The following is a 12,028-nucleotide window of genomic DNA, read 5'->3' as shown; positions in this document are numbered from 1 at the left end:
CAACGAACGTCACTGCCCACGAATTGATCGACATTACGGATGTGACATAACGACTTACCGTTGAGGCATGCGGCCGCTCACGGCGAAGCTCCTTGATCGCACCATCATGCTGACCGCAACTTGCGTACTGGTTGCGGAACAGAATTCGGTGCCGTCGGCGACGTTCTGGGACGGAATCGCGGGCGGTCGCGGCCACATCGTCGGGGTTGCCGTCACCGCCATCGCAGCATTCGGTGCGCTCACCCCGGCCCAGCTCTGGGCGGAACGGTCCCAGGTGGCCCGCCGCACCGCCGTACGACAGCAGGTGTTGCACCACCTCGGCCGGCTGCTGGCGATAGCCGCCCGGACGGCGCCACCGCTGCCCGCCGCCGACCTCGGCCTGCACGTGTGGCGGGTCTCCTGGTCGCTACGCCGCCCGCACCGCCGGCTGATCCGGGTGGCCACGTACCGACTGGGCAGCACACCGGCCACCAGGGCGTTCGCGCCGGGGTACGGCGTCGGAGTCGTCGGGCTCTGCTGGAAACGCAACGAGGAGGTCGCCATCGACGTCGAGACGCTCGCCGTGAAACTGGCGACACAGGCAGCGTACGAGGCGCACGCCGCGTCGCACGGCGGCGACGCCGTCATGAACCTCACCTGGCCGGACTTCCTCCGGGTACGCCACCGGGGTGCCGTGTTCGCCAGCCCCGTCCGCGACGGAGAAGGCGAGTTCGTCGGCTGCGTCAGCGTGGACAGCAGCCGCGGCTTCGCGGCCCTGGTCGGCGACGACCTGTGGCACGAGATCAACTCACTCTGCGTACTGCTCAGCGACGACGGCCTCGCCCACGTCTGATCGGGACCAGGCGTGGGCGGTCAGTGCGACAGCGGACCGGACCGGCCGAGCGCTTCGGCCGTCGCGGCCGCCCAGGTCTGCGGATCGCAGTTCGGCAGAATCTGTCGGATGCCGCCGGCCGGGTCCTCGACGTCACCGAACCAGCGCGGAATCACATGGATGTGCAGATGATCGACGCTGCGCCCGGCCGCGCGACCTTCGTTGACCCCGATCGTGAACCCATCCGGCCGCAGCCTCCCGGTCAAATCGGTGCGCACCGTCAAGATCAATTCGTACGTGTCCCGCACCTCCTGCGGGGTAAGGTCGAAGAACGACTCGATGTGACGCTTCGGGACGATCTCCGTGTGCCCCTCCGCCGCCGGGAAGTTGTCCAGCCGGGCAAAGCAGGTCGCATTCTCGTGCGAGACGCGGTTGAGCTGCTCGTCCTCGCGCCGGCAGAACAGGCAGTCCGCCGACAAGTCTTCATGAAGATCCATCTTGCCGCCCTCCGGTCGCCCTAGCTTCCACCGCTGAACGCAGCCTACGTGTGCCCTCCTGCCGCAGCCTGCGACACTCGACCTGCCGCAGCACACGGCAGCTCGTCTGGCTCGTCCATCCCATCACGACCTCCGTTGAATTCACCATTGTCGCGGCCAGCATTTCCCTTCCCGATAAGGCAGAATCGATCGCGTACGCCGGTATGTCTCCACAGTGATGTGGCGATCCGGCGACCGACCCGGCGCGGTGTTTCATTTTGAAACATTGGCGCGGGTGGCGGGTGTTTCGGATGAGAGGAAGGTGAAGCGATGCCGGTCACCGGACCGACTGTGGTGCGCCGCCAGCTGGGGCGGCGGCTGCGCCGGCTGCGGGAGGAGTCGTCCCGCACCGAGCAGGAGGTGGAGCGGGCGAAAGTCTGTTCCCGTACGACGTTGTGGCGCATCGAGAACGGCAAGTTCCCGGTCAAGATGAACACGGTACGGGGTCTCTGCTGGTTCTACGGTGCCGACGCGGAGACGACGGACGCGCTGACCCGGCTCGCCGCCGCGTGCGACGAGCAGGGCTGGTGGGAGTCACACGGCGACGCCGTACCGGACTGGTTCCGCTTGTACATCGGCCTCGAAGCCGCCGCGACGGAGATCCACAACTACAATCCCGATTTGATCCACGGTCTGTTGCAGACGCCGGACTACATGCGGGCGGTGTTCCGGGCCGCCGATCCGAGGGTGCCCGAGCAGCAGATCGAGCGGCTGGTGTCGCTGCGGCTCGACCGGCAGATTTCCTACTACGACCGCGCCGAACCGGCCCGGATTGTCGCGATCCTCGGCGAAGGAGCGCTGGCCCGCGAGGTCGGCGGCCCGGCGGTGATGGCCGAGCAGCGCGCCCACCTGGCCAGCGTGGGTCGACGGGTACGGGTGGAAGTGCGCGTCCTGCCCGGGGCCGCTGGTGCCCACGCCGCGTTCGCAGGCGCTTTCACTGTGCTGGACTTCGCCGACCCCGACGACCCGGACGTGGTCTACGTCGAGTCCCATATGGGCGCTCGCTACATGGAGCGTCCGGAGGAGTTGGCGGAGTACCGTCGAGTTTTCCGGCTGATCCGCGACCAGTCGATCCCGATCGAGGAGTACCTACAATGAAGCCCGACACCCCCTGGTTCACCTCCAGCCGCAGCGCCGGCAACGGCGGCGAGTGCGTCGAAGCCCGCCGGCACGCCGGCCACGCTGAAGTACGCGACAGCAAGGACCGCACCGGCCCCACTCTCACCTTCAACGCGACGCAGTGGGGCACCTTCACCACCGCTCTGCAGACCGGCGCGCTCCCCCACTGACAACCCAACCCACGGCGGTGGGGGCTGCCTCGGTACCCGAGGCAGCCCCCACCGCCCTGCCGCACCTGTGAAGGGCAGCTCCCGAGAGCTGCGACCTCATCTTGGATCGTGGACCCGGAGAGCCGTATCCGGCCTCAATGAAGGGTAGTTCCCGAGAGAGCTGCGACGTTGGGCGACGCTGCCGGCGTCAGCGCGGGGGTGCCTCAATGAAGGGCAGCTCCCGAGAGAGCTGCGACGGCCGCGCCCTGGACGCCGACGCCATGCGCGTCTTGCCTCAATGAAGGGCAGCTCCCGAGAGAGCTGCGACCAGCGGACAACCCACGGGGTCTGCTTGCGGGTCGAGTCCGCCTCAATGAAGGGCAGCTCCCGAGAGAGCTGCGACCGAGTGATGTCCGCCCCGACCGGGCGGCAGGACGAGCCTCAATGAAGGGCAGCTCCCGAGAGAGCTGCGACCCGGCGGCCGGCGGCCGTCACGGTGCTGTACGACGAGCCTCAATGAAGGGCAGCTCCCGAGAGAGCTGCGACAGATGGGCGTCTCCCCGATGGGCGCGCTCCGGTCGATGCCTCAATGAAGGGCAGCTCCCGAGAGAGCTGCGACTGGGTCCAGATTTTACCCCTCCCGACCTGCGGTGGAGCGAGGGGTTCGCGAAGGGTACGTCGACGGAGGGCCTCGCAACGCCCCAACAGCCGCCTTCGTCCACTATCGAATGCTTTCTGAGCAGGAAAAACAGCTCCGCTAAGGGTCCGCGCTCACGGCCGTCACGACGGACCCTTCGCGGCGGGCAGCGGTAGGGCGGACGGCGGGGCTACAGAATCGCGGGGCCGTGGCCGGTGATCGGGCGGCCCTGGCCGATCACGTCAAGGGACCGGCTGGCGCGCTCCCGCAGCGTACCCAGGTCGCAGAACAGGATGGAATCCGTACCCTGATTGATCATCTCGGTCAGCGCGGCCCGCAGCCGCAGGATCTTCGCCGGGCGGGCATCGACGACGAACACGCTGTACTGGACGCGGTCGCCGTACGATTCGAGCTTCTTCGCCACCCGCGTGCGCCGTACGTCGTCCGAGACGTCGTACGCGACGATGTAGCGCCGTACGTCGTCGAGGCTCATCTGATCTTGATCCCCTCGTAGCGCGGCTGTGTCCCGTCGATCACGCCGAGCACCAGGCGTGCCTGAATCTCCATCGCGCGCCGCCACGTCACCTCGTAGCCGAAGATCGGATGCCGGAAGCTGCCGGTTACCCGGCGTTCGTAACCGGCGATGAGCGCCTTGCGCCCGTTCGCGCTGATCCGGGTGGTGCCGAGCACGGTGGTGAAGTCGCGGGCGCGGAGTTCGCCGTTGTTGAAGGCGGTGACGACCACCGAGTCGGCGACAGCTGCCCGGAACTCCTCGACCAGGTCGAGAGCCAACGCCGGCTTGTTGCGGCCGGAGCTATGCAGAAAGCCGGCGTGCGGGTCGAGCCCGCAGGCGACGACCGCCCGGAGCGTGTCGGCGGTCAGCAGGCCGTAGCAGAGGTTCAACGCGGCGTTGATCGGATCGCGGGCCGGGCGTCGGGTCCGTACGGAGAACGTCAGCTGTTCGGCCTCGACGACCTTCGGCCGGAACATGGTCAGGAACTGGGCGAAGTAGCCGGCCGCGGCCTCACCTTCGATGCCGAACAGGTCCGTCAGCGACGGCGCGTCGAGAGCGTCGCGTTGCAGCTCACGCAGCCGGGCCACCACCTCCGGGGCGTTGCCGTGGCGGCGCAGCAACGTCGCCTGGTTGGCGATCTTCGCGGTGACGAACTGGCGGGCCAGGTCGATGCGCCCGTTGTGGGAGGCGACGTGCTGCAACAGTCGAGGGCCACCGTTGGGTCCCTGCGCCGGCCGGGCCCAGCCGGTGACCCGTCCGGTGCTGGTGCACCACACCACCGACAGGCTGCGCCACAGGATTTCCCGGATGAGGCCGCTGGACAGGTCGACGTTGCCGTGCACCACCAGGCCCTGCACCCGTTCGATCGGGAACGACCCGAGCTTCTCGCCGCTCTTGCTGACCTCGATCCGGCCACGCTCGACGTACGCCCGCGAGCCCGGCGTGGTCAGGTGCAGCACCTGGGTGTCCGGGTCGGCGACGACGATCCGGCGGGTCACCGGCGCGAGCGGGCGTTCGTCGGGCAGGCAGACGCTGATGTGTGAGCAGCGGGAGCAGCGCCGGTCGTTCTCCAGCGGTGGCGGGGCCTGCGCGGCGTCGAGCGTACGCACGGTTGCCGCCACCATCTCCCGGGCGGCGGCGACATCCCCCGGCGACAGGGTGATGTCAACCCGGACCCGGTGGTTGGTGAAGTAGACCGCCTGCCCGGCCACCGGGTAGCCCATGTCCGCCAACGCCCCAGCGAGCAACGCCACCTGGATCCGCATCGGTTCGGTGACGTCCGGCCGGCGGCGCACCGGGGTGGCCTTGTGTTCGACGACGGTCATCGCGGCGTCGTCGTCGAGTTCGACGGTGTCGCAGCGCCCGTACACGCCGAGGTCGTGGCTGACCACGCCGACAGCCCGGTAGCGCCGGGACCGCGACCCGGTCGGGTCGTCGGCCGGGGTGTGGGCCTGGACGCCGACCTGCACCTGCTGGGTGTCGGTCGACTCGCCGGCTGCTTCCAGCCAGGCCCGGCGTGGGCAGAACGCCTGGTGCGCCACCAGGCTGATCGGAAGCAGTTCCGGCGTCGTCATCGTCAGCGTCTCGCGACGAGTGGCTTCTCGGTCTTGAGTAGCTCGCCGCGCATGGCCCGGCGTTCGGGGGCGCTGTCGCTGCCAAACCGCTGCACCGGGAAGCGGATGACGGCGGTGACGCCCCGGGCGGCCAGCCACGCTCGGGCGGGTTCGCCGTCGACCGGTGTGCTGTCCGGCGGCTTACCGAGCGCCTTGGGCGACAGCCCGGCGGCTGCGAACCGGGTCAGCTGTCCGCTGGCGAGGATCGTCCGGTGCCGGGCCGTGCGCCACCGCCCGGTCCACACGGGTACGCAGAACCAGCCGCCGGTGGCCCGGCCGAGGTGGCCGGTGGTGGTGGCGGTGGCGTTGACCCGCTGGGCGATCGGGAACTGCGAGATGCCCCAGAGCGCGCACCAGGCGAGTGCGTTGTCGGTCGGGCCGGGGGCGGCGAAGCCGGTCGGCGTACGGCTGTCGGGTTTGTCTTTGGCGATCTCGTCGCGGACCCGGCGGCCGGTCAGCCCGTCGGCGACCTCCTCGGCGGTACGGGCGGCGACCGCTGCGGCGAGTGGTCGTAGCCGGTTGCCGACGAACTCGGAGCCCTGGTTGCGGGGTTGCAACTCCAGTCGGCTCGCGCCGTCGTCCTGGAGCCGGTCGCCTTTGCCGTTGCGGCTCCAGTAGGCCGGTTCGCCGAGTGCGGCGATCAGACGCAGGTCGAGCAGTGCCCGCGCGGCAGTGAGCTGGTCGTGCACCTGATGCCGGCGTTGCTGCAGTGACCGCCAGCCGTCGCCGGTGGTGATGACGCTGATCCGGGGGCTCATCAGGGCTCGGGGCTCGCCGTCGCGCAGCTGCCGGCTGGGCCAGGCGTCCGGGTCGTCGTGGCGGGCGGCGTGCCGGCGGACGATCTCACCGATCGTCTCTGGAGTGGCCTGCGGTGCGCTGAGCACCGGGCGGCGGTTCATGCCGGGTGTCCAGGAGAGTCGGACGTCGTCGAGGCCGGCGTCCTCGGCGATGGCGGCGAGCCCGTACAGCGCCATGTGCGACAACATCGTGTACGGGTCGGCGTGCGGCAACACGAAATCGGTCACGATCCCTCCGCGGATACCTGCCCGTCGGCGGCACGGAGCAGCGCTTCCAGGTAGGCGCAGCCCCACACCCCCCACCGGCGATGGGTGTGTTCGATCAGTTCGTCCCACCGGCCCTCGTCGAACAGGTCGACGGCGGTGTCGTCGGTGTCGCCGACGAGCTGCCCAGCGGTGTGCGGGAAGCCGTGCCGGCCGTGCCCGTGGCTGGTGCCGACCAGCCGGGCGATCAGCTCCCGATGCTCATCGTCCTGGACGGTGGAATCCTGGGCGTGCAGCCTCGACCACGCCAGGACTGCTGACAGCTGCTCGTGGCGCCAACCGGTCGGCAGCCCGGACTTCTGCCGCAGCCGCCGAATCGTCCGCAGGTCCCGTACTCCACTCTTGGCCAGTGGATCGGGCGGTGGCTCCCCGTCGCACAATGACTGCTGGAACCGTTTGTCGGCCTTGCCGTCGTCGTGGTGCAGGCCAGCGAGGCGCAACGCCGCCACCAGCTCGACGGGAAGGCCGAGCCGGTCGCCGACCGTTTCGGCGCGTTCGGCGACGGCGTCGGCGTGCTGGTGCAGCAGCACCTTGCGGCGGCGCGGCGTCCAGGTCTGGGCGCAACTCGTCGTCGACGGTGGCCTTGCGCAGGTCGACGACGATCAGCCGGGCGAGTTGCGGCTTGCCGTCGGCGGAATCCTGCCAGTGCGGGATCACCTGGGCTGCGGCCCGTTCGGTCTCCGGCCGGTCGAGCAGGGCAGCCGCCGCGATCACCATCGGGCGCGGCATCAGCTCGTCGCGATGCACCCGCAGCAGCTGGGCGACCTCCTCCGGGTCGGGTTCCACGGCACCGTGGCTCTCCGGGTCGTCCTGGTCGACGATGGTGGCGGCGACGGCGTCGAGGAAGCGACGATGAGCGGCGGTGTCCTGTTCGATCCGGAGCACCACCTGGCCGGGTTTCGGCTCGCCGATGGCGTCGAGCACGTCGTCGGCCCGTTCGGTGCCGTCCGGGTCGACGACTTTGGAGGTGAACAGCGGGGTGGTGTCGTCGAGGACGAGCACGTCACCGGGGCAGATCCGGTCGTCGGCGGTCAACGGGCGCGGCGCGGGGTCCGTGGGTCGGACCAGCATCGGTACGGGCACCGGGTCCGGACTGGCCTTGGCCGCAGAGTTCGCCAATTCCTTCAGCCGGTCTCGGATCCTGGTCGCCATTCTGATCGACACCGGGAAGACTTCGTGCGGGCGGGGCGGCAGGGCTTCGATCAGCCGTACGGCGTCTGAGATGTCGGCCGGCAGCGCCCGCCGCACCACGACGCCGAACTCGTGGTCAGGCTGTTCAAGATCGTCGGAGAGCCACAGGTCGAGGTCGTCCGGGGCGGCGGCGAGGTCGTCGCTGGTCCGCGCCAGGTGCCACGCCTGCGCCAGCTCCAGCCGTTGCAGCAGGTCGCGCCGCAGCGCCGGGGCCGGCGGCCGGGGGTCGCGCAGCGCCCATGGGGCGAGGCCGGCAGGGTCAACTGCCCGCCCGGCCAGCCAGGCGCGCGCCGCCGCCAGGTCGTCCCGCTGGTACGGCCCGGACTGGGCTGGGTCGGGCAGCTCGCCGGCCGGCACCAGCACGCTGACCTGCGTGGCGGGACGGACGCCGAGCCGGTTGACTCGGCCGGCCCGTTGGGCGAGCGCCCCCCCCCGGGGGCCAGCTCGGTCACGGCGGCCGCCAGGTCAAGATCGACCCCAACTTCGAGACTCTGCGTGCTGACCAGGACATCGACCGTCGGATCACCACCGAGCGTAAGCAGCGTCGACGCGGGCGGCCGCAGCCGGTCCACGTCGTACGGCCGCAGCCGCCCACAGATCAACTCGACTTTCAGATCACGCGCACGTAGTTCGGCGTCGACAGCGGCGGCGACCGCGACACTGTTGACGAAACAGCCGACCGTCGCGCCGTACGCCCTGTGCAGCCGGGCCGCCTCGTCGGCGAGCGCCGCGACGCCCGCCTTGAACGTCGGGCCGGTCTTCGGGATCGGCCAGGTCGGGACCGACACCAGGGTGACCGGCTTCGGTGTGGTCAGCCGCTGCCGCAGCGGCGCGTCCACCGCCAGGTCGTCGGCTTCGACGCCGACCGCCACCCCGGCGTCGGCGTGCGGCGTGGCGGTGGTCTCGACGACCTGCAGCACCGGTACGCCGAGCGGCTCATCAACGACGGCGGCCAGCTCGGCGACCCGCCGGGCCGTCGTCACCAGCTGCCGGGACAGGTGCGCCTCGTCGACGACGGCGACCGTGTCGTAGGCGAGCAGCCCGGCTTCGCGCGGCCGGGCCTGCGCCCGCGACCCGTAGCCGGCGAGCAGCAGCCGCGACCCCCACATGTCGGGGGTAGCGCAGAGCACCGCCGCGCCGGTCGGTTCGTCCAGCCAGGACCGTGACGGCGGGGCACCGCCGCGCAGCAGCGCCACCGACAGCGGGCTCGCGGTCGGATCGGCCTGCCCGGTCCGCAGTGAATCGAGGGCGGCGGCGACCCGGGCCAGCACGGTCCGGCTGTCGCCTCGGGCGGCGGCCAGCAGGTCGGCGGTCGCCGTCGCGTGGTGGTGCTGGTCGTCGACGAGGGCCCGGCGGTCGACGACGAGGGCGAGCCGGCGCGGCACCCGTACCGGGTGGCCGGCGGCCATCAGCGCCACCGCAAACACCTGTACGTCGATGACGCTGGTCTTACCGGCCCCGGTCGGCGCGACCAGCTGGTCCGGCCAGCGGCCGGTGGTCAGCAGGTGGTCGAGCAGCCGTTCCTGCCAGCGGAACGGCTGCTGCCCGCCCCGGACGGCGGCGAAGAAGGCGCCGAAGTCGGCGCGGTCGACGCTCATCGGGCCAGCCGGCGGGCGATGGCTTCCGGCAGGTCCCGGGGCACCAGCAGGCCGCCGCCGAGGTGCCGGCTCTGCCCGATGGCGGCGATCGTCCGAGGGCCGGTCAGGTTGCCAAGGTTGAGCACCGCCCGGTACGGCTGGATGGTCGTACCCTCGTGGACCTTGTGGACGTACCGGCTGACGTCGCCGTCCATCACCCGTACCGCTGATTCGACCCGGACCCTGCGCGCGGTCGCCGCCGCGAGCGCCTGGTAGCGGGCCTCGCCCCGGTCCGGCACCGACTCGAACTCGTCGCGCCAGACCAGGGCGACCGACAACGCGGCGGCGTCAGCGAGCGACCAGTCGCGGACGCGGGCGCGCGGCGGCCGGCTGTCGGGTACCGCGACCGGGTCGGTCTGCCACCAGCGCTGGGTGCCGGCGGCCGGCTCCGGCCAGAACTCGTCGGCCGCTACTTCGACCGGCGGCTTGACCGTGAACGGGCCAGCGGCGACCTTGACGAGCCGCAGGTGGTGCGCGGCCATCCGGATCAGCGTCAGGTCGATGTCGTCGGCGTCGCGGGGCAGCAGCAACGCCAGCGCCGTGCCGCCGACGTGCGGCGCGTCCGGGCCGACGAACTGGATGGCGCACCGGTTCGCCGGCTGCGGCACGTTCTCGCCGTACGCGCCGGTGAGGATCGCGGGCGCACCGTCGCCGACGAGCGAGACCAGGGCCCGGTGTACGGCGACCGCGTACCGCACCCGCAGCTGCGCCGGGACCGGCTGGTCCATGCCAAACAGCAGCACCGACGTCCACGGCGTCAGCGGAGGCGACTTCTCCGTGCGGGTGTAGCGGCCGAGTTCGACGCCGGCGGTCACGGTCGGCGGCGCTACCGTCTTCTCGCTGGAGCGGTGCGCGTCGGATTTCACCGGCGGCACGGCGGTCGCCTCCCGGTGCGCCGCTTCGAGGGCGTCCGACCTGCCGGCGACGGCGACCGCCAGGTCGAGGCCGTCGCCGGTGAACAGGTCGGCGTCGGGGTCGAGGCGGTGCGTCGGCTCGGCGTCGGCGACGACGAGCCGCACCGGTGACTCGGTCGTGCCGAGGTAGGGCACCTCGGGGCAGAGCGCGGCCAGTGCGGCGGCTACCGGCTCCGGCGGCGGCTGCTCCCACGTCCACGCGTACCGTCCGGTGACCGCGACACCGGTCACCGCCGGCTTGCCGACCAGCTTCTCCGCCAGCGGGCCGCGGCCTTCCTTGACGATCAGACCCTCCTGCCGGTACGCCGTCGCCGCCCCGCCGCCGTTGGGGAGCGTCTGCGGCACGGCGATGCCGTCCGGCGGGTTGGCCTCCAGCCAGCGCAGCGCCTCCCGGTCGGTGTCGCAGGGCTGCAGCCCGTCACCGTCGGGGACCGCCCTCACTCCTTGGGCGGCCGCGCAGAGCAGGGCGGCGTGCAGCCGGGCCGGCGACGGCAGCGGGTCGAGCTCGCCGCTGCCGACGTGCCCCTTGTAGACGCCGAGGACCGGCTCTGCGACGATCGCAAAGCTCACTGGTCGTCACCCGTTTCGAGCGCGCCGGAGACGATGTCCGGGTTGCCGTCGACCCGCATCGCCAGACCCGACCAGGTGACGTCGGCGACCTTTTCGGCGTGTGCGAGGGCCTCGCCGAGCAGCAGGTCGGCGGCGTCGATGCTCAGCGGCTCGACGTCGGCGAACGATCCGCCACGCTGGTCGAGCCGGACCTTCGGCTGCTCGGCCTCGACCAGGTCGCAGTTGGCCCGCAGGCACAACTCGGCGTCGGAGCGGGCAAGGGCGTTGAGCGCCAACGCGGCCAGTAGCGCCCGGCAGGCGGCGTCGCCGTCGACGCCGGCCCCGAAGCGCATCTGCCGCAGTGTCGCGAACGACAACACGTGCGTACGGATGATGGTGTCGCAGGCGACGCCGGCCAGTTGGTCCAGGGTCGGCGGGATGCCGCCGAGGCCGAGCGCGGACGCCGACTTGGACTCGCCGGCCTTGATCCCGTTGGCGGCCTTGACGATATCGGCGTAGGTGCCGGAGCTCAGCTCGGCCTGCTGCCGGGTCGCCGTCTCGGTCATCGACTTCTTGGTCAGGTTGATCTGCATGCCGACCGGGTCGACCCGCGCGCCACCGCGCAACGCGGTCCGTGGTGCGCTCAACACACCGGCCTCGTCCCGGCTCGCCGCGACGAAACCGACGATTTCGCCGACCAGGGCGCTGCGCCACCGGCCCTGCCGGCTGCGTCGGCTCGAATCCCAGCCACCGAAGACCAGTGTGATCGGGCTGGTTTCCAGCAGCGCCCGCGCGTTGGCCGGGCTCGCGTCGCGCACCGCCCGGTACGCCGGAGTCTGGGTGGTCGGCACCCCGTCGATCGTGCCCGCGCGAATGTGACCGTCGAAGACCCGGTGCGGCAGAGTCAGGTCGTAGTAGCGCTCGACCGCGCCGTCCCGCTCGTAGGTGACCTGCACGTGCGGCACCCGGGACAGCAACGGGTGTCGGTCCTCGATGGCCTGGGCAAGGGCCTGCTCAGCCCGGTTGAGCTGGGATTGTTTGCTGTCGATGATCGCGGCGTAACGGCTCTCGTCACCGAGGAACCGCTGCTCGTACGCGAACACTCCACCCTTCTTGCCTCGCTCGGCGAACTTGGCTGGCGCGACCGAGGTGTGTCGGCCACCAGCCGGCTCCAACATGGTCGTCGACGTCAGACAGCTCGACCCACCGGGCGATCCGGCAGCCAGCAACACATCAAGATCCAACAAACGCACTCCGAATTCCTTTCGTATTTGCGTCGACGCGGACAGCGTCCATT

At 70.9% G+C, this 12,028-nt stretch carries 12 protein-coding genes and 1 CRISPR repeat array; of the genes, 4 read left to right on the top strand and 8 right to left on the bottom strand.

Annotated elements, in window-relative coordinates:
* Positions 1-67: 67 nt before the first annotated feature.
* Positions 68-832, top strand: a complete 765-nt coding sequence (locus ACN28F_RS29670; protein ID WP_421360803.1) for a hypothetical protein — start codon at positions 68-70, stop codon at positions 830-832.
* A 20-nt stretch (positions 833-852) separates the two neighbouring features.
* Here ACN28F_RS29670 and ACN28F_RS29665 read toward each other — a convergent pair whose 3' ends face one another.
* On the bottom strand, positions 853-1,308 hold the full coding sequence (locus tag ACN28F_RS29665) for an HIT family protein (RefSeq protein ID WP_421360801.1): 456 nt from the start codon (positions 1,306-1,308) through the stop codon (positions 853-855).
* Between the two features lie 309 nt (positions 1,309-1,617).
* On the opposite strand from ACN28F_RS29665, the gene ACN28F_RS29660 reads away from it, so the two are divergent.
* Both ACN28F_RS29660 and ACN28F_RS29655 read left to right on the top strand, forming a co-directional pair.
* Positions 1,618-2,445: a DUF5753 domain-containing protein gene (locus tag ACN28F_RS29660; protein ID WP_421360800.1), complete on the top strand. Its 828-nt coding sequence runs from the start codon at positions 1,618-1,620 to the stop codon at positions 2,443-2,445.
* A complete protein-coding gene (locus ACN28F_RS29655; RefSeq protein WP_421360798.1) occupies positions 2,442-2,636 on the top strand; it encodes a DUF397 domain-containing protein in 195 nt (64 codons plus the stop codon). Before ACN28F_RS29660 ends, ACN28F_RS29655 begins: the two co-directional genes overlap by 4 nt.
* Positions 2,637-2,767: 131 nt before the next feature.
* A CRISPR array of direct repeats spans positions 2,768-3,235; the repeat unit is 37 nt; unit sequence GCCTCAATGAAGGGCAGCTCCCGAGAGAGCTGCGACC.
* A 207-nt stretch (positions 3,236-3,442) separates the two neighbouring features.
* Here ACN28F_RS29655 and cas2 read toward each other — a convergent pair.
* From cas2 to ACN28F_RS29635, 4 genes are read right to left on the bottom strand one after another with little or no spacing between them, the layout of a single operon-like run.
* Entirely contained in the window at positions 3,443-3,745 is a 303-nt protein-coding gene (cas2, locus tag ACN28F_RS29650; protein ID WP_421360796.1) for a CRISPR-associated endonuclease Cas2, read from the bottom strand.
* Positions 3,742-5,340, bottom strand: a complete 1,599-nt coding sequence (cas1, locus tag ACN28F_RS29645) for a CRISPR-associated endonuclease Cas1 (protein WP_421360794.1) — start codon at positions 5,338-5,340, stop codon at positions 3,742-3,744. The genes cas2 and cas1 overlap by 4 nt, the downstream gene beginning before the upstream one ends.
* A gap of 2 nt (positions 5,341-5,342) precedes the next feature.
* Positions 5,343-6,404 carry a hypothetical protein gene (locus ACN28F_RS29640; RefSeq protein ID WP_421360792.1) on the bottom strand — a complete coding sequence of 354 codons (1,062 nt, stop codon included), beginning with the start codon at positions 6,402-6,404 and terminating at the stop codon, positions 5,343-5,345.
* Positions 6,401-6,970, bottom strand: a complete 570-nt coding sequence (locus tag ACN28F_RS29635; protein WP_421360790.1) for a CRISPR-associated endonuclease Cas3'' — start codon at positions 6,968-6,970, stop codon at positions 6,401-6,403. Before ACN28F_RS29635 ends, ACN28F_RS29640 begins: the two co-directional genes overlap by 4 nt.
* Position 6,971: 1 nt before the next feature.
* Between ACN28F_RS29635 and ACN28F_RS29630 the strand changes: the two genes are divergently transcribed.
* Positions 6,972-7,661, top strand: coding sequence for a hypothetical protein (locus ACN28F_RS29630; protein WP_421360788.1), 690 nt, complete (start codon positions 6,972-6,974; stop codon positions 7,659-7,661).
* On the opposite strand, the gene ACN28F_RS29625 is transcribed toward ACN28F_RS29630, so the two are convergent.
* Genes ACN28F_RS29625 through cas7g form a run of 3 tightly spaced genes read right to left on the bottom strand, consistent with a single transcriptional unit; the run spans position 7,643 to position 11,984 of the window.
* Positions 7,643-9,229 carry a hypothetical protein gene (locus tag ACN28F_RS29625; RefSeq protein WP_421360786.1) on the bottom strand — a complete coding sequence of 529 codons (1,587 nt, stop codon included), beginning with the start codon at positions 9,227-9,229 and terminating at the stop codon, positions 7,643-7,645. The two genes, ACN28F_RS29630 and ACN28F_RS29625, sit on opposite strands and share 19 nt — an antisense overlap.
* Positions 9,226-10,752 carry a type I-G CRISPR-associated protein Csb2 gene (gene csb2 / locus ACN28F_RS29620; protein WP_421360785.1) on the bottom strand — a complete coding sequence of 509 codons (1,527 nt, stop codon included), beginning with the start codon at positions 10,750-10,752 and terminating at the stop codon, positions 9,226-9,228. Before csb2 ends, ACN28F_RS29625 begins: the two co-directional genes overlap by 4 nt.
* Positions 10,749-11,984 (bottom strand): type I-G CRISPR-associated RAMP protein Csb1/Cas7g, encoded by a 1,236-nt coding sequence (cas7g, locus tag ACN28F_RS29615; protein WP_421360783.1) that lies wholly within the window; start codon positions 11,982-11,984, stop codon positions 10,749-10,751. Before cas7g ends, csb2 begins: the two co-directional genes overlap by 4 nt.
* Positions 11,985-12,028 lie beyond the last annotated feature (44 nt).

Origin of the sequence: Solwaraspora sp. WMMA2101 (assembly GCF_049179175.1) — a bacterium.
In the GTDB taxonomy this organism is placed as follows: domain Bacteria; phylum Actinomycetota; class Actinomycetes; order Mycobacteriales; family Micromonosporaceae; genus Micromonospora_E.
This window is presented reverse-complemented; position numbering and strand designations above follow the sequence as displayed.